The following is a 17,967-nucleotide window of genomic DNA, read 5'->3' as shown; positions in this document are numbered from 1 at the left end:
AGTCTCATTGACTACGGTTGGAAAGCTCCGTATAACTACTGAGCAGGATCTTCAAGCAGCCATGCCACCTGCGTTGAAACGTCGGCCTCTACGGGGCGACCGTCATCAATGCCGCCTCCTTGATCTTCTCGCTGCGCCCTACTTACTGAGGCGTAGATTGCCGCAAGACACAACGCGAAGCGTGCGAATCCATATGCCAGCCAGGGTCTGCGAGAGCCCACTTCTTTTCTATTGAGCCATTCCTCATCGGGGATCGCTGAACCACTGACTGTAGAGAAACGCTATTCGTTTACGAGGGGGGGCGTGTGTTGGCAGTTTACTCTTCCAGTTTTATCCTATTTGTCCTCTCTCAGCTATTTGATTGGCGACAACGACGAAGCGAAATACCGAGCAGAATGCTCCATTGGCTCAGTGTGTTCGCCTATTCCACATCATTACTGGTGATGGTATGTGCTGTTGCAAAGATGCTCACTGACGAGCGTTCGCCATGCAAGCACGAATGAGTTGGCTGTGCCAGGAGTATCGAGGCATGTACATACACGTCGCGGCATTCGAGTCTCCCCGCGAGTGTGTTCGAACTGGCGCTCCCGGGCCGAAATGGCGCTATATGATGGCCATCCGTTACACAGCGAATCGGGACGATCGAATGCTCTGTGAATCATTCGACGAAGAGGATGATTACTACACGCGCGCGGCCGCGGAGCAGGCTGCCGTCCACTATGGAAAATTCGCTGTCGATATTATTCATGACCTGATCTGAGGCGTCGCCGCGTATCGCCATGGAAAGGTAAAAATTCCATGAGCGTTCACAGCGAATAAGAATTGTCGTGCACTAGCGGCCTTTATTTAGATCGAATATGAAGAACATAAAGTAATGCCATAGTGGATAGTCAAAAATCCTGATGAAATACCTTAACGCCATCACGAAAAGCGCATACGGGAACAAACCATACTTGGAGTGAAATGATGGACAACTATCCTGCAGCAAACTGTAAGGGCTTTGATATCTACCCGTTGGTCTATAAATTCGACGCACCTCGCAAATGGCACGAGCGCCGGCCAGACCGCTCATACAGTGCGTCCGTGGTCATCTGTCGGGAAGGTCAGCCACCTAGTGGAAATAACGCGCGGGTGTTCCACGTTCCAGATATGCACTGGGCTGACTTGGGATTGGCGAAGCGTGCCGCCGTACGACACGGCGAACACGTTATCGATGGCCTGGTCGCAGGTGAGTCGATCGTCGGCCTGTGATCGTAAACGCTGAGACCCTTCTTCGGACATACACTTGCCTACAGACAGGCTAACCATGCACAGGTCACTCGTACGGCGGCCGTAATGCGTTATTTTCCCTCGTCCGGCACGTTGTACAGCTCGCGCAGCCGGCTGGCGAACGGGCGGATCGCCTCCAGGCACGCGGCGCTGTTGCCGCCTTCCATGGTTGACAGACTCCAGTTGCAGCCCCCGGCATCTGCGGCATGCCAGAACACGTCGCCAAAGCAAGCGCCCTCGCATTCTGTAAATTTTTCCTGTTCCGCACGAAGCATGGCGCGTAGTTCGGCCTTGTTCTTGAGCTGTCTCGACATGATGTCCTCCCCTTCTCTTTCGATCAGAGCCCATGGCATGGCCGCCGAGACTACCTCGCCTTGACGAAGGTGGGCAAGCCGTCGATTGCGTCCCTGGCCGATGACAAGGCCAGTGCGATGGCAGTGTGCGGCGCGCTGGCGAAATGTTGGATCATGGGTGGCAGCCGTCTGCGGGAACCCATTCCTGAACTGACTTGCGTGATCGTTACGGTAGCGAGGAAGCGCAGGTGGACCAGGTCGCCACCGGGGACTGCACCGGATACGTGACGCACCCTCGCAGATACCCTGAAGCCTTTGTAGATTGCGTTGTTCTGAGACATGTCGGTCTCCTTTCATCACCGAGCATACGCGGATATGCCGGGATGTGTCCGATTTACTTTCGGCGACAAGGTAGCAATGTCATCGCGAGCCTTTGCGTCTCCATAGTCAAACGCCGCATCGAGGCTGTGGAAGTAGCCGGTACCGTCAATGAGATCGTAGGAATGTACGCTGAGAAGATCACCTCTGACGGGCCGGCGGTCCGTACGAGCGATCGAGTAGCGTACTACGTAGCCAATCGCTCCGACCAACGGGGTGGGACCGAGGTGTTGCTCAGCCTCGATCAACACTTCGTATTCACCGATCGTGACGCGTCTTTGCATATCTGACCTCAACTCCCGGCCTCCGTTCATTCATCCGGTCCAAGAACAACGTCCACGGCGGCCCGCCCTGCCAGTTCCGCCACGAGGTAAGCCCAACGTCTGGAATAAGGCCCGCCAAAGACTTTGATTCGCTTGCCAAACGCCGCGACGCCCGGCGGTCTCATGGGCCCCTCGACCTGGAACCAGACGTCGAACATGTCCTTGGCTGACATATGGAGATCGACATGGATATCGAACCCACGATACTCGGTCACGCGATCCATAGCCATCTTCAATCTTCCTGGAGTGACTTTGTCAACGTAATGCCCTACCCAGTAGGAATCGAAGCTGATCTGAGCCCGGAGCAGCAGGATCCAACCATAGGCACCTGGCGATTTGACAGCCAAACTTCCTGGTGACAGTTCGGGCTTCGCCTTTTCGTTCAGCCTGCGTAACGTACGTATCCGAGGGGGCATCGCCACGGCCGATCCGAAGCGGCAATCATAGCCATCTGAAATTCGGCATCAGGTCACTATGCTCGTCGATCCTGACGCCGCCCAGTTCCTTGATGATCTGCTTCAAGGCCTCCTTCGATTTCGAATCGCAACTGGCTATCATCAACAACGGGCCCCGTGCAGTTTGCGCATTCTGCCGCCACAACCGAAGGCGACCGATCTTGCCGCCGACCAATCCGCCGGCCCACCAGCCGATCATCGCGCCAAGCATGACAGCGCCAACATACGCAACGGCCGTGGCACCGGCGCCGACGGAGACTCCGTATCGCAAGATGACAAGCGCGCCCACAAATGCGCCGACGAAGATTCCGGCGATCGCCGCCTCTTCGCGGTACGTAGTCTGGCCGATGTCAGTCTGCGGAAATCCCTCAACTGGCTGATTGTCGCGCTGGACAAACCACGGCCCTTTGACGCGTGCTGAGGTACCGGCCAAATCGCCGATTCGCACTTGTGCCAGTCGTGCCGTGGCGATGTCTTTCAGACTGAAATACAACAGCGTACGCATGAAGTTGCCTCACGCAATCTCAGTTTCCATTTCTGGCGAGCCGGCGGATGCTTGCTTGATGACTGCGACCGATGCTCCTGATGGCCCTGGTTCGGGTGCAGGACGGTGACCGCAGGTCTGGCCAGCCTTCGTTGACAGCGCGATCCCAGTCAATCAGCAGCGTGATTGCCTGACGCCATCTGGGCGCTGCCAATCGCATGACTCCGAATCGCTGGGTGTTCCTCTTCTGCGACGTGCCTACATGGCCGTCGCGCAGAAGGCGCGTGACATGTATGATCCGGTAAGTGGTCTCTGTAGATTCTCTCGGCACGATATCTTCCTTCATTGCCTGCCAGGGTGGCATGGTGATGGCAGTGTTGAACAACTGTCACCGTTGTGGGCGCTGATCTTCCATTGCCAACGGGTAATCATTTCCACCCATATCGCATTGCTCAGGATCGTTACGGCATCTTCATCACGATGAGAGCACGACTCCGCCAACGTGAAACGCGGAAGAGCAGCAACGAAGGCGGAAGCCAACTTTGCGATCGGTTTTGCGAAGAAGAGTCTCTCTCCCCAGACATCGATTGGATCGATCCTGGCGAAAGACTGCCTTGCCTGGCTACTGGGGGATTGGGCGAACGGCGGTCGCCGCGTGGCATCTTGCATGAATGTTCCAGGAATCCCCATAAGTGACTTCAGGAGTCACCAGTCCTAAGACGTCATCGAGGGGGAGGGCCCGGAAACGAGTGATAGGCGGACCAGAAGCACTTCGCTTCTGAAACGCTACACCTAGCAGTATAGGGGGGTGATTCACACCGTCCTAACCCGCTTACAAATTGGTCAAGCAGGCGCTGCGTCACGCACCTGCGGTGCCCGCTGGCGCGGACCGCTCGCCCGCTTCTGGCGCTACACTGAATTGGATGGCCAGAGCCGTTCCCGCGGCCGACACCGTCTCCGCCTTCATGTCGACACAAGGTCAGAAATGAACCGCCTTCGGTACTCGGTGAACCTGTCCTATGAGATCCTGGATCCCACGGCAGACTTTCTGTTAATTGTCGAAGCTGCGAAAACTGCAAGACAGTCCGTTGTCTCCGAGCGTCTGGCGCTCACGCCACCGGTTCACGCCGCTCGCCACACGGATCCACTCTGCAACCGCCTGCTCAGAATACATGCGAACAAGGGCCCACTGGCCATCCGCTATGAAGCTGTGGTGGACATCGACCATCGTCTGGACGATGGCATGTCACTAACGGAGGTACCCGTCGCCGAACTCCCCTTCGATGTACTTTCGTACCTGGCGCCGAGCCGGTATTGCGAATCCGATCGCATGATGGAATTCGCCATGCGCGAGTTTGGCGCCATGCGCCCCGGCTATTCGCGCGTGTATGCGATTCGGGAGTGGGTGCGCAACCATGTGCGCTTTCTTTCGCGATCCACCAATGAGCGCACCTCGGCGATCGATACGATTGTCGAGCGCACCGGCGTATGCCGGGATTTTTCCCACCTGATGATCGCGATCTGCCGCGCCCTGAGTATTCCCGCCCGTATGTCCAGCAGCGTGGACTATGGCGCGAATCCCGCCTTGGGTGCGCCGGACTTTCACGCGGTGGTTGAGGTGTTCCTGTCAGGCGGCTGGTACCTGCTTGATCCCTCGGGGGTGTCCATTCCGACTGGCCTGCTGCGGATCGGCACCGGCCGGGATGCCGCCGACATTCCGTTTGCCGCCATATTCGGCAAGGTCGCGTCGGAGCGGCCCTTTATCGAAATCCAGCCGATAGCCGACCCGGCTGCCGGTATTGGCCTGCCACTCGCAACGACAAGCGCCATCTCTACCTGGTAACCGGCATTAGCGCGCTTCGCCTTTCATCCCCTCGATTTCCATGGCGGCGTTCCAATCTTCGTATGCTGCAATCGGTTCCATGGCCTCGTCGACGAACGATGCCGCACGTTCCGCGGCAGCGAACGGTCCCAGAAGAACATCTTCCTGACCGCCATCCTCGGTCTTCGGCGGCAGCAACATGTCTTCGAGCATCCCGCGTAGTTCCGGGGTATCCCATGGCTTGCCAAGCCTCGTTTTTCTGTTCTGATAGTGGCGAACCTCCGAGTCTTGCTCGGCGGTAAGTGGCAGGCCTCGGAACGTCGGGCCTGTGTCAGGGTGGATCATGGTGCGCCTCCCTATCGGTCGGCTTACGTTGAATGAAGAGGTATCACCTTGCGGTGATATCGCGACTTGCCAGGCACTTGCCCGGCTTACGACTTCCTCTTGGCGAGACCGTCGGTCCGGACCCGCGACTGAACCGTGCTGAACGGAGTTGTCGGTGCGAAAGGCTTCTTGGGTTGCTTTAGCTTTTTCGCTTCGCGGTTGCCGCGTAGTTGGCTTTTTGCCATGAGAACTCCTATTGTGTTGCTTGCCGGTTGGCAATCCCAGCATACGCGCTTAATCTTTGGCAAAGGGAATTATTTCGTCCAACTTCGTATGGCTCCAAGGCGTGAGAGTCCCTGTCCCTCGCATCGCGACTGAACCCTTCCGCCTCGCGCCCCAGCGCGGACGCGAGCGATACGCAGCCCATTTTCCCGTGATTGGAACAAGCGTGCGTGCCGCCCAATTTCCTGACGCCGCTGTATCCACCAGCACCGGCGGCGCCACGTAGATGAAGTCTGCCTTGCCAAGACGTCCGTCGGCCCTGGCGCTTGACGTCATTGGCTTCGGTACGATGGGGCGTAACGCCTGCGTCTCCGCACTCGCTGATCTCCGGCCCATTGAAGTACCCACGATCGGCAGAGGTTTGCAGTTTGTTCCAGCCCGAGGCCTCACCCACGACCTTCGCCACCGTGCCCAGTGACGCATGGTCGCTGCCGATGTTCATGACCTCGTGCGCGACAATCAGGAGACGCTAGGCATCAACGCCCCACTGAACGTTGTATCCAACGATAGCAGTTCCCTTGACTTGTGAGCTCATCGAGCGCGCCTGGGAACCCGTGAGTGATAGCTGCGAGAACATGCGGTTAGTGGACAGGGCTACGCCACATCCGCGGCGCGGCTTTCGGAGCTCGCCCATAGGAAATCCGCGTCGCCATGATTGGATGCTTCATAGGATCGAAGGAATTGCGCTCACGGATCTGGCCATCACGATCATAAATGAAGAGCTCGACCCCGTCCTGCTTCGCCGCGTCCGTGCCAGCAGCGATTGCCTCAGCTTCCGTTGGGAATAGGACGGTGGCGCCGTTCGGGCCTTCCACTGTTACAGCCCAGCCTCGATCGCCTTCCGGCATGACGTGGATATTTCGAGAAGTCATGATCGCCCCCGGTTGATCGCGCTTACAGCCAGTCTCGCGCAGACAATTGTGCCTCCACAATCAGTCGCTGTCCCACGACGGAAAGCGCACATCTGTCCGAGCGTGTGTCGGCGGAGATCAGGCGCGCACATGCTTATGACCATTCGACAGGTCAGTCAACCCATGGCCACGCCCACATGCGCCGCAGGGAGATTGCTGTGCGCAAGTCCGATATGGCGAATGCCGAGCAACATACGGACGTGCCGCTGCCAAACGTCCGCTCTTCATCGCAGCGGCCATTCGGAGCGAACTCAGCGAATGACTGAGAGGGGTCGGCACCTGCCTTTGGCACGAAGAAGAAAGGCAACGCATTCAGACGCCGGCTATCATCTCTTGCTCGCAGACTGGCGACACCATCTGGCGCTGGTCCGGCCATGGGCCCGCCTCTGTCGAGTGCCGAGTTGAGCATTGGCCGCTGGTTCGCCAAATTTTACTTTCGAACGGCCAATCTTTAAGAGTCAATGATTTATGTCGAAGCTGAAGAGCCATGGTAGCCGGCGCGACTCGATACCCACCCTCGCTTCCCACGCTAGCTGCAATCGGTGGGTTTAAACGCCGCAGGTCTCTCTACCAACCGAAAAAACCGGTGATCGCAAAGTTGAGCGGCGGCTTTGGGGGCAGTGAAATCGCCGATTCGAACGGCCGCCCGGGAGCCGATCAGCGACAAGCGCAGTTCTGGCGACAGGTATCCGTCCGAGCCCGGCCATTCTCGGCCGTCCACCCTTGCAGCAACCACCGGTTGAATCCGCAGTCGATCAGAGACAGCCGTGGCCGGCGCTCGGGTAGCCGGCAGAAACCAGCTTCTGCCATTTCCGCTAGCGCTTCGATGGCGGAAGCATTGGCCAATACAGCCCCTTGCAGGGGATCCTGAGGGGAGGATCGGACTACAAGCGATGCCTGCTCATCGATTGTCTGCAGCGAAGCCTGTAGGTATCGCTTCACAACCGACAGCCTCAGGCCAGCATCAAGGCATAACATCCGTTCCGTCAAACGTCCGAAGTTGTGACGAATATCGACGGAAGAGGCGTTATGACCGAGTTTCCTCTGCACGCCGAGCTTGATGCGGACGAAGCAAGCAATGCGGCAGGGGCCGGTCAGATTGACCGGTTAAGGCCTCACATGGTGACGGAGCGGCGCCAAGGCTAATTGTAGAGCGTCAACTACTTTGCCCGATCAAGCGCTGGCAGCAGATCTTTTCGGCCTCGCAACTTGGCCAAGTCCTTCATTCTTTGTTCGTTCTCGAACATCGCATCCAACGAGATAGCGTGAACGTGTCACTCGATAACCTTGTATTGCTAGCGGACGCTCTAGGCGTATCTCTGAAGGATCTATTCAGTGAGCCTCCAGATCCCGCTCCTGACAAGCCGCGTCCCTCAGAAAAAGGTTGATCTCTCTGCGATATCCAACGGTTTGAGGGAAAGCGTATGGAGCTTAAATATCCGGCTTTGAAGGCTCGCCTGAAGCAGATGGAAGTTGAGATTGAAGCCGCAAGAGTTCGCGAGCGGGAGATCGCGATTGAGAAGATTCGGCGACTGCTTGCCAGTGTAGATCTCCGCCCCGAAGATCTGGGACGGCTGTTGGGGATAGGGGCACGGCCGCTCACGCATCGCACTATGCCCGGCAAGCGAAAGCACGCGGCGCTAGCGGCGGAGCGCCCCACGCGTAAGCAGCACTCTAAACGGCTACCAACAAGCACGCTGAATCAACGGGCTATGCTTGGCAAGAACCACGAGCTTTACATGGACCCGCACACAGGAAAGACCTGGTCGGGTCGCGGCAGGCGCCCAGGATGGCTTCGCGGCAATGAAAGCCGCTATCAGGTGACAGGGTTCTAGGGGAAAGCCGTCCAACTCGGCCCCGTTTTGCCACCCTCGCGCAAGTAGCCTATATTTGGGGGCGGACGCTGGCGAACTGCCTGAAGAATGGTTACTTGGGTCTTTGCGCGAGGTCTGGAGCCAAATGGACCGACAGATCTCTCGCACGCGGGTACCTCGCGCTCGGCCAAAGTCTGGAAAATCCTTGTCTGGCGCAGCTTCCAGGGTAGCGACGCCAAATTTTCCAAACTTCAGTGAAGGTCTTTCCAGACTTTGTTTCCGTCGCACACTGGCTTTGCTTATTCTGCGCGGATTTCTTGCATCACAAATACTTAAACAAATTCATTCCTTGAATCTGCATAAACGATTGCTGCGCCCCCTGCAGCGCAGTCTGCCGCTGGTAGTACTCGGTAATCGCCGCCGCATAATCCAGGTCCTGCAGCCCCGACAGCGTCTGCGAGTACGTCAGGTCGCGGTTAGTGCCGACATCGTCCAGCGCATCCAGTTCCTGCATCCGCGAACCCACCGAGGCGCGCACCGTCAGCACGTTATCCAGCGAGTTGGAAAACTGGCGCGTCGCCGTGGACAGCACGTTGCTCAGGTTGGCCTGATCGCCCGGAGTGGTAGTCGGCTTGCGCAGCGTGTCGATCACGTTCTGCAGATTGGCGAACATGTCAGTGCCGGCTTCCCTGGCAGGTTGCATGGTCAGGGTATCGCCGTCCTTCGGCTCGCCGCTGACGTTGAAGGTCACGCCGCCGATCTCGATGCGCGCCGGTGCGTTGTAGGCAGTCGGGCCGGCCAGCGCGGGCGCGGCGGGATCGGCCATGTCGGTGATGGTGTATTCCATCTGGCCGCCGGCGTTGGCCTGGAACGTAACCTGCAGCGACTTGCCATACAGCGGGTCGCTGGGATCGGTGATCGAGACCGTGCCGAAGGTGGCGCTGCCGGTGTTGGCGCTATTGCCCTTGACGACATAACCAGCACCGCCGGTGACGCTCATGAACACGTCGCGGCCGTTGTCGCCCGCGGGCATCTGGCGCGCGACGTCGACCTGCAGCAGTTGCTGGCCGGTGTCGCCGATGTAGACGCCGGCGCCGCTGGCTTGCGAAAACGGCGCCGTACCGGAGCGGGTGCCGCCGAACAGGTACTGGCCGTTGCCGTCATCGGAGTTGGCCAGGCCGACCAGCTGGTTGTACAGGCCTTCCAGCGCGGTGGCGAGCGAGCCGCGGTCGGCGTCGCTCATGGTGCCGTTGCCGGCCTGCACCAGCAGCGTCTGGATGTTCTGCGTGACGGTGGTCAACGATTGCAGCGCGTTTTCTTCCGCGGCCAGCGCGATATTCGCCTGGCTGCGCGACGTCGCGTACTGGCCGTTGACCGCCTGGGCCTGGCTGACGCCAAGGGCGCGGGTGGCCGCGACCGGGTCATCCGACGGCGTGAGAATACGGCGGCCGGTGCCGAGCTGCTGCTGGATATGCAGCAGCGAGCCCTGCTGCAGGTTCATCGACGCCAGGCCTTGCTGATACAGGGTAGAGCTTGCAACACGCATGATGGATTGCCTATTCGGATACGTTGACTTGCCGGCTGGCCTTACCGGATGCCGATGAGGGTGTCGAACAGCGAGCCGGCCGTCTGGATCACGCGGGCGTTGGCCTGGTATAGCTGCTGGAAACGCAGCATCGACACGGTTTCCTCGTCCATGTTGACGCCCGACACCGACTGCTGGGCGGCCTTGATCTGCGTGGTGATGCTGTCCTGCGATGCCGAGGCGATCTTGACTGACTTGGCGCGCGTGCCGACGTCGTTGACCAGCTGCGCGTAGGCATCGCTGAAGCTGGATACGCCGCCGATGGTCTTGGCGTTCTGCAGCTTGGCCAGGTTCAGCATGTTGCCGTTGTCCTTGACGCCACCGGCGTTGCCGCCGAGCGTGAAGGAATCGTCTACCTTGGGCGTGCCGCCAAAGCTGAAGGTCAGGCCGCCGATGTTGTAGTCGGTATTGCTGCCATTAGGCACGCCCGTGGGCTGCGGCGTCAGGTTCGTGCCTGCCGCATCCTTGAACACGTAACCGGCCGCGGTATAGACGGCGGTGATCTTGCCCGCCAGCGGCGTGAAGCCCGGCGCAACGTTGCTCAGGCTGGCAGTGGCGCTGCCCTTGTTGCCGGGAGCGGCATCGGCCCGCGCCGGCGAGGCTGCGGCGATCCTGGCGGGATCGCTGATCGCCATGTCGAAGCCGGCCGCGGCATTGCGCGTCGGCTGGATCACGAACGAATCGTTGGTGCCCATTGCCGCATCGATCGTCACGCTGAAGCCATCGGCACTGAAGGTCAGCGGATAGGTGGGCGCGGGCGTGCCCGGCACTGGCGTGGCCACCTGCGCGTTGTCGGACAGGCGCGTCAGCGTGTAGCTGGTGCCGTCGAACTGCAGCTTGTAGTCGCTGGTGGTCAGTGCCGAGGCGTCGTCGATGGTGGCCGTGGCCACGGTGCTGATGGCAGTGTTCCTGTCGTTGGGCAGCACCGTGGCATTGCCCAGCTTGAACATGTCGGTGCCGATGTCGCCGTTCAGGTCCATGCCCAGCTTGTGCTGTTCGTTGAAGCTCTGGCCGATCGCCAGCGACAGCCGGCCGATCGCGCTTTGCGCGGCATCGAGGGTCTCGGTGCGGAACTGCAGCAGGCCGCCCAGGGAGCCGCCGGTGATCGCGCCCGGCTGGCTTTCATAGACGCTGCCGTTCGGCAGGGAATAGGCGACCACGGTACGGCCCGGGTCGGCAGCGGAAGTCACTGCCTTCAGGTCGTACGACTCGTTGCCCATCACCAGCGGCTGGCCGTTGCCGACGAAGACGTTGTAGGTGCCACCGTCCTGCACCACTACCTTGGCGCCGACGAGCTTGTTCAGCTCGGCCACCGCCTGGTCGCGCTGGTCGAGCAGGTCGTTGGGCGGCTGGCCGCCGGACGCGGCCTTCATCCGCGTGATTTCCTGGTTCAGGTTGGCGATCTGCGTGGTGTAGGCATTGACCTGCGTGACCGCGGTGCCGATCTGCTCGTTGACGCCCGACTGCAGTTGCTTGAAGTAGTTGCTGGCGGAGCGGACCTGGCCGACCAGGGCCTGGCCGGCGGAGAGCATGCCCTGGCGCGCGGCGGGGTCGGCCGGCGTGTCGGCCACTGCCTGCACCGCGGCAAAGAATTTCTGCATCAGCGGCGCCAGGCCGCCCTTCTGGTCGGCGAGCAGGTTGTCGATCTGGGCGATCTGGTCGGAATAGGTCGCCAGCGAGGCGCTGGCCGAGGTGGCGCCACGCAGCTGGCCGGTCAGGAACTCGTCATAGACGCGGATCACGGTGGTGGTGTTGGAGCCATAGCCGTAGAAGCCCTGGCTGGTGTACTGGCCGCCGGCCGATGCCACGATGGTGTTCTGGCGCGAATAGCCTTCGGTCGCCGAGTTGGCAAAGTTGTGGCTGGTCGTCGTCAGCGCGTTCTGCGCGGTGTTCAGGCCGGAAAGACCAATACTGAAGAGAGACATTGTGCTCTGACCCCGGATTCGTTGGGCTGCCCGCGGCGTGGCGCGGCGGTGGTGGATGGGGGTGTTATCGGCCGATTTGAGGTAGGACTTTAGGCTGACGTGCGGGGATAGCGCGCGACCTTGAGGTCCATATGCCGCGCAACTTGCGGCGGTTTGCTCCCCTCTCCCACTTCGCGGGAGAGGGAAGCCTCGTTCCGGCGGTCAGCCACGGCCTGCGCGTTAAACCGCCACCTTTTTCATGATCTTCACCAGCTTGTGCCCGTACGCAGGATCCGTCGCATACCCCGCACGCTGCAACCCATGCGCCGCCTCCTCCGCCGACCCCGCGCTCACCACGCCGGCATAGCGCGGATTATTGGTCAGCAGCCGCGCGTAGTCCGCGCAGGCCTCGTCATACGATCCATACGCGCGGAACTTCGCCTTTACCTTCTGCGGCTGGCCGTCGACGTACTCGGTGGTGGTGATCTCGGCCACGCGGCCCTTCCAGCTCGATCCGGCCTTGATACCGAACACGTTGAAGGTGGTCGAGCCATCGGCATGCAGGATTTCGCGCTGGCCCCAGCCCGACTCGAGCGCCGCCTGGCCGACGATCAGCCGTGCCGGCACGCCCGAGGCACGGGATGCGGCTTCGGCCGGCGCCGCCATGCGCGCGACAAAGGCGCTGACGTGGGCGGGCGCATCGGCAGGCAGCGGGCCGAGCACTTCGCCGCCCTGGCCGTCCTGCCCGTCCTGCCCGTCCTGGCTTCGGTCGCCGTAGAACTGCGACTGGTACTGGCGCAAGCCCGCGGTTGGGTTCCAGTTCTGTCCCGGCACCACCGTGCCGACAGCAGGCAGGTCCGCGGCTTCATTGCCGCCGGCGGAGGCCGCGCCGCGGCTGTCGAGCAATCGAGCCATCTCGGCATCGGCGGCACGGCCGGACTCGGCCGCCGTCATCGCATTCATGCCCGCGGGCATCGGCGTGCCCGCGGCGCGCGCCAGCTGGCGCACCATCACTTCGGCCAGCCCGATGCCGCGCGACGACATCTGCTGCGCGAGCTGCTGGTCCATCATCGACATATAGAGCTTGCTCTGCTCGTTGTCGAAGAGTCCATCCTGCGGCGTGGCATTGCGCATGCTCTTGAGCACCATCTGCGTGAACACCGCCTCGAACTGTTTGGCGGCCGCCTGCAGGGTGGCCGCGTTGGCACCGTTGCGCGCGCTGTGCTTGAGCGCCTCGAAGCCCTGCGTGTCGAGCGCGAAGCGCTGCGTCAGGTCCGCGGCCTGCGGTGGCATGGACGCGCTCATGATCAGATCACTTCCAGTTCCGCACGCAGCGCACCGGCGGCGCGCATCGCTTCCAGGATGGTCTGCAGGTCGGCCGGGGTCGCGCCCAGCGCGTTCAGGCCCTTGACCACGGCCGCCAGCGAGGCGCCCGCCCTGACCACCTGCAGCGAGCCGCCCTGCTGCCTCATGTCGATCTGGGACACCGGCGCCACCACGGTCCGGCCCTCGCTGAATGGCGCGGGCTGGCTGATCACCGGCTGCGTGTTGATCACCACCGACAGGTTGCCGTGCGCGACCGCGCAGTCTTCCACCGTCACCGCCTGGTTCATCACGATCGAACCGGTGCGGGCGTTCAGGATGACCTTGGCCGCGGCCTTGGCCGGGGTCACGTCGATATTCTCGATGCGGGCCAGGAAGCCCACGCGCGCGCTCGGCGCGGCGGGAGCGCGCACCTGCACGGTGCGGCCGTCGAGCGCCGCGGCGACGCCGCCGCCCATGGAACGGTTGATGGCTTCGACCACGCGCTCGGCGGTGCCGAAATCGGTTTCCTTCAGCTCCAGGTTGAGCACGCCGCCGTCCGGCTGGAACGGCGCGACCGCGCGCTCGACGATAGCGCCGTTGGCGATACGGCCCACCGCAAGCTGGTTGATCTGCACCTTGCTGCCGTTGGCCGACGCGCCCGCGCCGCCCACCAGCATGTTGCCCTGCGCGATGGCGTAGACCTGCCCGTCGGCGCCCTTGAGCGGCGTCATCAGCAGCGTGCCGCCGCGCAGGCTCTTGGCATTGCCCATCGACGACACCACCACGTCAAGCTGGCTGCCCGGCTGCGCAAACGCGGGCAACGTGGCCGTGACCATCACCGCGGCCACGTTCTTGAGCTGCATGTTCTTGCCGGCCGGCAGCGTGATCCCCAGCTGCGAGAGCATGTTGGTCAGGCTCTGCGTGGTGAACGGCGTCTGCATGGTCTGGTCGCCGGTGTTGTCCAGGCCGACCACCAGGCCGTAGCCCACCAGCGGGTTGTCGCGCACGCCCTGGAAAGTGGCCAGGTTCTTCAGGCGCTCGGCCTTGGCAGCGGTGGCGAAGGCGCCGAAGGCCACGCCCAGCGCCAGGCTGATCACGCTCACGCGCAGCAGGCGTGACAGGAAATAGGCGAGCATGGAAGCGGACATGGCGCGGTCAGAACGGTAAGACATTGAGGAAGAAGCGCTGCAGCCAGCCCATGTTCTGCGCTTCGTCGATCACGCCCTTGGCGGTGTACTCGATGCGCGCGTCGGCCACCTGCGTGGACAGCACGGCGTTGTCGCCGGTGACGGTGCGCGGGTTGACCACGCCCGAGAAGCGGATGAACTCGGCGCCCTGGTTGATCGCCATCTGTTTTTCGCCGGAGACCACCAGGTTGCCGTTCTGCAAGACTTCCAGCACGGTGACGGTGATAGTGCCGTTGAAGGTGTTGGCCGCGCTGGCGCCGCCGCTGGCCTTCATGTTGTTGCCGCCATTGATGTCGGCGTTCTGGCTGGCGCCGAACAGCCCGCCCAGTGCGCGCGGCACGGCATCGAACGTCAGCGTGGTGCTGCCGCTACGGCTGGTATTGGTGCCGGAGTTCTTGCTGGCGTTGACGTTCTCGGTGATGACGATGGTCAGGATGTCGCCCACGTTGCGCGGGCGGCGGTCCTCGAACAGCGGGTTGCCGGCATACGACGACTGGTAGATCGATCCGGAAGCCGGCCCGACCGGGCGCGGCTCGGCGCGCGCGGTGGTGGGCAGTTGCACCAGCGGCTCGCGCGGCACCAGCGCGCAGCCGCTCGTGGCCAGCATTGCCACGCCGGCCAGGCAAACCAGCGCATGCGCGCCCAGGCGGGAAAGCAAGGTGGCCATGTCCACAACTCTCAACCCATCTGCGCCAGGCGCTGCAGCATCTGGTCTGAAGTCTGCACTGCCTTGCTGTTGATCTCGTACGCGCGCTGGGTCTGGATCATGCTGACCAGCTCTTCCACCACGTTGACGTTGGACGCTTCCACGTAGTTCTGCTGCAGCACGCCGGCGCCGTTCAGGCCCGGCACGGTGGTATTGGGCGCGCCCGACGCATCGGTCTGCACATACAGGTTTTCGCCCATGCTTTCCAGGCCGGCCGGGTTCATGAAGGTGGCCAGCTGCAGCTGGCCGACCTGCACGTTGGCGCTCGAGCCCGGCTGTGTCACCGACACCGTGCCGTCGCGCGCCACCGTCAGCGACAGCGTGTTGGCCGGGATGGTCACGGCGGGCTGGATCACGAAGCCGCTGGACGTCACCAGCTGGCCGTTCTGGTCCACCTGGAACGAGCCGTCGCGGGTGTAGGCAGTGGTGCCGTCGGGCAGCGCTACCTGGAAGAAGCCCTGGCCGATGATGGCCACGTCCTTGTTGTTGCCGGTCTGCTGCGGATTGCCCTGTGTGTGAATGCGCTCGGTCGCGACCGGGCGCACGCCGGTGCCCAGCTGCATGCCCGAGGGCAGCGTGGTCTGGTCCGACGACAGCGCGCCGGGCTGGCGGATGGTCTGGTACATCAGTTCCTCGAACACCGCGCGGCCGCGCTTGAAGCCGTTGGTCGACACGTTGGCCAGGTTGTTCGAGATCACGTCCATCTGCGTCTGCTGCGCATCGAGGCCGGTCTTGGCAATCCAGAGAGAGCGGATCATGGTGGTCCTTGCTGGGAGTCTTGTAGCTGGTAGCTGGAGCGAGGGGCGCGCAATCGGCGCGCCGCGCTCCGGTCCTGTTTTGCCGCCGCGTCAGTTGGTCGACAGCAGCTGGTTGGCGCGCTGCTCGTTGCCGTCCGCGCCCTGGATCATCTTCATCTGCATCTCGAAGCGGCGCGCATTGGCGATCATCTCGACCATGGCTTCGGTCGGGTTGACGTTGCTGCCCTCGAGCGCGCCAGAAATCACGCGCACGGTGGGGTCGGCTTCCAGCGGCTGCGCGCCGGGGCGCAGGCGGAACAGGCCATCGTCGCCGCGCGCGATGGCGTCGTTGGGCGGGTTGACCACGCGCAGCTTGCCTACCTGGGCCAGGCCAGCCGATGCTTCGCCCGGGCCGCGCGCGGTGATGGTGCCATCCGTGCCGATGGTGACCTGCGAGCCCGGCGGCACCGCCAGCGGGCCGCCGTCGCCCATCACCGGCAGGCCGGACAGGGTCTGCACCTGGCCGTCCTGCGCGACCTGCAGCGCGCCGGCACGGGTATAGGCCTCGGAGCCATCAGGCGCCTGCACCACCAGCCAGCCGTTGCCCTGCAGCGCCACGTCGAGATTGCGGCCGGTGTAGGTCAACGGACCGGCGCGCATGTCGGCGCCGGGCGTCGAGGCCAGCGTGAAGGCGCGCGTGCCGGCCTCGGCACCGACCACGGGCACCGCGCGGTACAGGTTGACCTGCGCGCGGAACCCGGGCGTCGACACGTTGGCCAGGTTGTTCGATGCCGCCGCCTGCTGGTCGAGTATCTGCTTGGCGCCCGACAGGGCGGTATAGATCATGCGGTCCATCGACTTGCCTCAGCTGGTTTGCTCTTCACGCGACGCGTCGTGCCTTACATGTTCACCAGCGACTGCATGACCTGGTTCTGCGTCTCGATGGTCTTGGCGTTGGCCTGGTAATTACGCTGGGCGATGATCAGGTTGACCAGCTCGGCGGAGAGGTCGACGTTGGACGCTTCATTGGCGTTCGACATCAGCTGGCCGCGCGAGCCGCCCGGCGTGCCGATGACCGGCTGGCCGGAGGCGCCGGTGGCTGCCCACGTATTGCCGCCCTCGGCGCGCAGGCCTTCGGCGTTGCCGAAGCTGGCCAGCACCACGGTGCCGAGTTCCTGGGTCTGCTCGTTCGAGTAGCTGCCGCGGATGGTGCCGTCGGCTTCGATCGAGAAGCCGAGCAGGCTGCCCGAGGCATAGCCATTCTGTTGGGGCGGCTTGGCGTCGTGGTCGGAGCCAAATTGCGTCGTGCCGGCCAGGTCTACCTTCATCGACATGGCGCCGGCGCCGTTTGCCGCCGGCGAGGTCAATGCGAACGAGGCGGGGTTGGTGGAGACCAGTTTGCCGGCACTGTCGAACGCCAGCGTGACCGTCTGGCCGGCGGGGGTGGGCGGCGTCGTGGCGGCATCGCCGATTCCAAGCCGGTTGCCGGCCTCGTCGGTCACGTTCAGCACCCAATCGGTGCCGCCGGGCACCGTCGGCGCCCCTCCCATCTCCTTGCCGAAGTAGGCAACCACCTGCCTGGCATTGCCGAGCGAGTCGTACACCGTCATGCTGGTGCTGTAGTTGTACATCGACGAGTCAGGCAGGTTGCCGGGCGTGCTGGCGAACGCGGTCGTCGGCACGGTGCTGCGCGAATCGAGGTTGTACTGCGCCGTGATGTCTGTGGTTTCCTGGGGCGGCATCTGCGCATTGGATACCACCAGCGGCTGCGGCGTGGCGCCGCCGCCGGCCGCGGCTGCCGGATAGCCGGTCAGCTGCAGGCCCTGCGCGTTGACGATGCGGCCGTCATCCGTGCGCAGGAACTGCCCATTGCGCGAGAAATGCACCGATCCATCCGTCCCGACCAGCCGGTAGAAGCCGCTGCCATTGGTGATGGCCACATCCAGCGATCGCCCGGAGGCCTCGATATTGCCCTGCTTGAACGACTGGACCACCGAGTTCACCGTGGTGCCCAGGCCGATCTTGCTGCCGGCGTAGACATCGGCGAACTGCGTGCTCGATTGCTTGTAGCCGACCGTGTTGGCATTGGCAATGTTGTTGCCGATTACATCCAGATTGGCTGCCGCGGCGTTGATGCCGCTTACCCCTTGACCGAAACCCATGGATATCTTCCTTTTGACTTGGCTGT

At 62.4% G+C, this 17,967-nt stretch carries 18 protein-coding genes; 4 read left to right on the top strand and 14 right to left on the bottom strand.

Features of this window, described 5'->3' with window-relative positions; all coding sequences use genetic code 11:
* Positions 1 to 529: 529 nt before the first annotated feature.
* Together E0W60_RS07380 and E0W60_RS07375 are read left to right on the top strand one after the other, a co-directional pair.
* Positions 530 to 760, top strand: a complete 231-nt coding sequence (locus E0W60_RS07380) for a hypothetical protein (RefSeq protein ID WP_240745759.1) — start codon at positions 530 to 532, stop codon at positions 758 to 760.
* A 206-nt stretch (positions 761 to 966) separates the two neighbouring features.
* Positions 967 to 1,251: a hypothetical protein gene (locus E0W60_RS07375; protein ID WP_135703998.1), complete on the top strand. Its 285-nt coding sequence runs from the start codon at positions 967 to 969 to the stop codon at positions 1,249 to 1,251.
* Positions 1,252 to 1,340: 89 nt separating this feature from the next.
* Here the strand turns inward: E0W60_RS07375 and E0W60_RS07370 are convergent, their stop codons facing one another.
* The 4 genes from E0W60_RS07370 to E0W60_RS07350 form a co-directional block, all read right to left on the bottom strand.
* Complete coding sequence (locus E0W60_RS07370; protein WP_135703509.1) at positions 1,341 to 1,583, bottom strand: hypothetical protein; 243 nt, start codon at positions 1,581 to 1,583, stop codon at positions 1,341 to 1,343.
* Between the two features lie 50 nt (positions 1,584 to 1,633).
* Complete coding sequence (locus tag E0W60_RS07365; protein WP_135703508.1) at positions 1,634 to 1,903, bottom strand: GTP cyclohydrolase; 270 nt, start codon at positions 1,901 to 1,903, stop codon at positions 1,634 to 1,636.
* A gap of 347 nt (positions 1,904 to 2,250) precedes the next feature.
* Positions 2,251 to 2,487: a hypothetical protein gene (locus E0W60_RS07355; protein WP_135703506.1), complete on the bottom strand. Its 237-nt coding sequence runs from the start codon at positions 2,485 to 2,487 to the stop codon at positions 2,251 to 2,253.
* A 217-nt stretch (positions 2,488 to 2,704) separates the two neighbouring features.
* On the bottom strand, positions 2,705 to 3,223 hold the full coding sequence (locus tag E0W60_RS07350; RefSeq protein ID WP_135703505.1) for a hypothetical protein: 519 nt from the start codon (positions 3,221 to 3,223) through the stop codon (positions 2,705 to 2,707).
* A gap of 964 nt (positions 3,224 to 4,187) precedes the next feature.
* Here E0W60_RS07350 and E0W60_RS07345 point away from each other — a divergent pair.
* Positions 4,188 to 5,045 carry a transglutaminase-like domain-containing protein gene (locus tag E0W60_RS07345; protein WP_135703504.1) on the top strand — a complete coding sequence of 286 codons (858 nt, stop codon included), beginning with the start codon at positions 4,188 to 4,190 and terminating at the stop codon, positions 5,043 to 5,045.
* Positions 5,046 to 5,051: 6 nt separating this feature from the next.
* Here the strand turns inward: E0W60_RS07345 and E0W60_RS07340 are convergent, their stop codons facing one another.
* Both E0W60_RS07340 and E0W60_RS07335 read right to left on the bottom strand, forming a co-directional pair.
* Complete coding sequence (locus E0W60_RS07340) at positions 5,052 to 5,369, bottom strand: hypothetical protein (protein ID WP_135703503.1); 318 nt, start codon at positions 5,367 to 5,369, stop codon at positions 5,052 to 5,054.
* 842 nt (positions 5,370 to 6,211) lie between these two features.
* The gene (locus E0W60_RS07335) at positions 6,212 to 6,502 is read right to left on the bottom strand and encodes a DUF2188 domain-containing protein (protein WP_135703502.1); all 291 of its coding nucleotides are present in this window, start codon (positions 6,500 to 6,502) and stop codon (positions 6,212 to 6,214) included.
* A 1,463-nt stretch (positions 6,503 to 7,965) separates the two neighbouring features.
* On the opposite strand from E0W60_RS07335, the gene E0W60_RS07330 reads away from it, so the two are divergent.
* Complete coding sequence (locus E0W60_RS07330; RefSeq protein ID WP_135703501.1) at positions 7,966 to 8,376, top strand: H-NS histone family protein; 411 nt, start codon at positions 7,966 to 7,968, stop codon at positions 8,374 to 8,376.
* Between the two features lie 301 nt (positions 8,377 to 8,677).
* Here E0W60_RS07330 and flgL read toward each other — a convergent pair whose 3' ends face one another.
* From flgL to flgE, 8 genes are all read right to left on the bottom strand, one after another.
* Complete coding sequence (gene flgL / locus E0W60_RS07325; RefSeq protein ID WP_133093401.1) at positions 8,678 to 9,901, bottom strand: flagellar hook-associated protein FlgL; 1,224 nt, start codon at positions 9,899 to 9,901, stop codon at positions 8,678 to 8,680.
* 41 nt (positions 9,902 to 9,942) lie between these two features.
* On the bottom strand, positions 9,943 to 11,865 hold the full coding sequence (gene flgK, locus E0W60_RS07320) for a flagellar hook-associated protein FlgK (RefSeq protein ID WP_135703500.1): 1,923 nt from the start codon (positions 11,863 to 11,865) through the stop codon (positions 9,943 to 9,945).
* Between the two features lie 219 nt (positions 11,866 to 12,084).
* Positions 12,085 to 13,149 carry a flagellar assembly peptidoglycan hydrolase FlgJ gene (flgJ, locus tag E0W60_RS07315; protein ID WP_135703499.1) on the bottom strand — a complete coding sequence of 355 codons (1,065 nt, stop codon included), beginning with the start codon at positions 13,147 to 13,149 and terminating at the stop codon, positions 12,085 to 12,087.
* Between the two features lie 2 nt (positions 13,150 to 13,151).
* Entirely contained in the window at positions 13,152 to 14,321 is a 1,170-nt protein-coding gene (locus E0W60_RS07310) for a flagellar basal body P-ring protein FlgI (RefSeq protein WP_133093404.1), read from the bottom strand.
* Complete coding sequence (flgH, locus tag E0W60_RS07305) at positions 14,305 to 15,003, bottom strand: flagellar basal body L-ring protein FlgH (RefSeq protein ID WP_133093405.1); 699 nt, start codon at positions 15,001 to 15,003, stop codon at positions 14,305 to 14,307. Before flgH ends, E0W60_RS07310 begins: the two co-directional genes overlap by 17 nt.
* An 11-nt stretch (positions 15,004 to 15,014) precedes the next feature.
* On the bottom strand, positions 15,015 to 15,800 hold the full coding sequence (gene flgG, locus E0W60_RS07300; protein WP_029048755.1) for a flagellar basal-body rod protein FlgG: 786 nt from the start codon (positions 15,798 to 15,800) through the stop codon (positions 15,015 to 15,017).
* A 90-nt stretch (positions 15,801 to 15,890) separates the two neighbouring features.
* Complete coding sequence (flgF, locus tag E0W60_RS07295; RefSeq protein WP_135703498.1) at positions 15,891 to 16,634, bottom strand: flagellar basal-body rod protein FlgF; 744 nt, start codon at positions 16,632 to 16,634, stop codon at positions 15,891 to 15,893.
* Positions 16,635 to 16,678: 44 nt separating this feature from the next.
* A complete protein-coding gene (flgE, locus tag E0W60_RS07290) occupies positions 16,679 to 17,941 on the bottom strand; it encodes a flagellar hook protein FlgE (protein ID WP_133093407.1) in 1,263 nt (420 codons plus the stop codon).
* Between the last annotated feature and the right edge of the window lie 26 nt (positions 17,942 to 17,967).

This window comes from Cupriavidus oxalaticus (assembly GCF_004768545.1).
Taxonomy (GTDB): Bacteria; Pseudomonadota; Gammaproteobacteria; order Burkholderiales; family Burkholderiaceae; genus Cupriavidus; species Cupriavidus oxalaticus_A.
The sequence above is the reverse complement of the archived record's forward strand: the minus strand, read 5'-3'. Positions and strand labels throughout refer to the sequence as shown.

Bases quoted from the DNA above. Each gene is read 5' to 3' on its own strand.
- E0W60_RS07380 (WP_240745759.1), top strand. From the start codon at position 530: ATGTACATACACGTCGCGGCATTCGAGTCTCCCCGCGAGTGTGTTCGA.
- E0W60_RS07375 (WP_135703998.1), top strand. From the start codon at position 967: ATGGACAACTATCCTGCAGCAAACTGTAAGGGCTTTGATATCTACCCG.
- E0W60_RS07370 (WP_135703509.1), bottom strand. From the start codon at position 1,583: ATGTCGAGACAGCTCAAGAACAAGGCCGAACTACGCGCCATGCTTCGT.
- E0W60_RS07365 (WP_135703508.1), bottom strand. From the start codon at position 1,903: ATGTCTCAGAACAACGCAATCTACAAAGGCTTCAGGGTATCTGCGAGG.
- E0W60_RS07355 (WP_135703506.1), bottom strand. From the start codon at position 2,487: ATGGATCGCGTGACCGAGTATCGTGGGTTCGATATCCATGTCGATCTC.
- E0W60_RS07350 (WP_135703505.1), bottom strand. From the start codon at position 3,223: ATGCGTACGCTGTTGTATTTCAGTCTGAAAGACATCGCCACGGCACGA.
- E0W60_RS07345 (WP_135703504.1), top strand. From the start codon at position 4,188: ATGAACCGCCTTCGGTACTCGGTGAACCTGTCCTATGAGATCCTGGAT.
- E0W60_RS07340 (WP_135703503.1), bottom strand. From the start codon at position 5,369: ATGATCCACCCTGACACAGGCCCGACGTTCCGAGGCCTGCCACTTACC.
- E0W60_RS07335 (WP_135703502.1), bottom strand. From the start codon at position 6,502: ATGACTTCTCGAAATATCCACGTCATGCCGGAAGGCGATCGAGGCTGG.
- E0W60_RS07330 (WP_135703501.1), top strand. From the start codon at position 7,966: ATGGAGCTTAAATATCCGGCTTTGAAGGCTCGCCTGAAGCAGATGGAA.
- flgL (WP_133093401.1), bottom strand. From the start codon at position 9,901: ATGCGTGTTGCAAGCTCTACCCTGTATCAGCAAGGCCTGGCGTCGATG.
- flgK (WP_135703500.1), bottom strand. From the start codon at position 11,865: ATGTCTCTCTTCAGTATTGGTCTTTCCGGCCTGAACACCGCGCAGAAC.
- flgJ (WP_135703499.1), bottom strand. From the start codon at position 13,149: ATGAGCGCGTCCATGCCACCGCAGGCCGCGGACCTGACGCAGCGCTTC.
- E0W60_RS07310 (WP_133093404.1), bottom strand. From the start codon at position 14,321: ATGTCTTACCGTTCTGACCGCGCCATGTCCGCTTCCATGCTCGCCTAT.
- flgH (WP_133093405.1), bottom strand. From the start codon at position 15,003: ATGGCCACCTTGCTTTCCCGCCTGGGCGCGCATGCGCTGGTTTGCCTG.
- flgG (WP_029048755.1), bottom strand. From the start codon at position 15,800: ATGATCCGCTCTCTCTGGATTGCCAAGACCGGCCTCGATGCGCAGCAG.
- flgF (WP_135703498.1), bottom strand. From the start codon at position 16,634: ATGGACCGCATGATCTATACCGCCCTGTCGGGCGCCAAGCAGATACTC.
- flgE (WP_133093407.1), bottom strand. From the start codon at position 17,941: ATGGGTTTCGGTCAAGGGGTAAGCGGCATCAACGCCGCGGCAGCCAAT.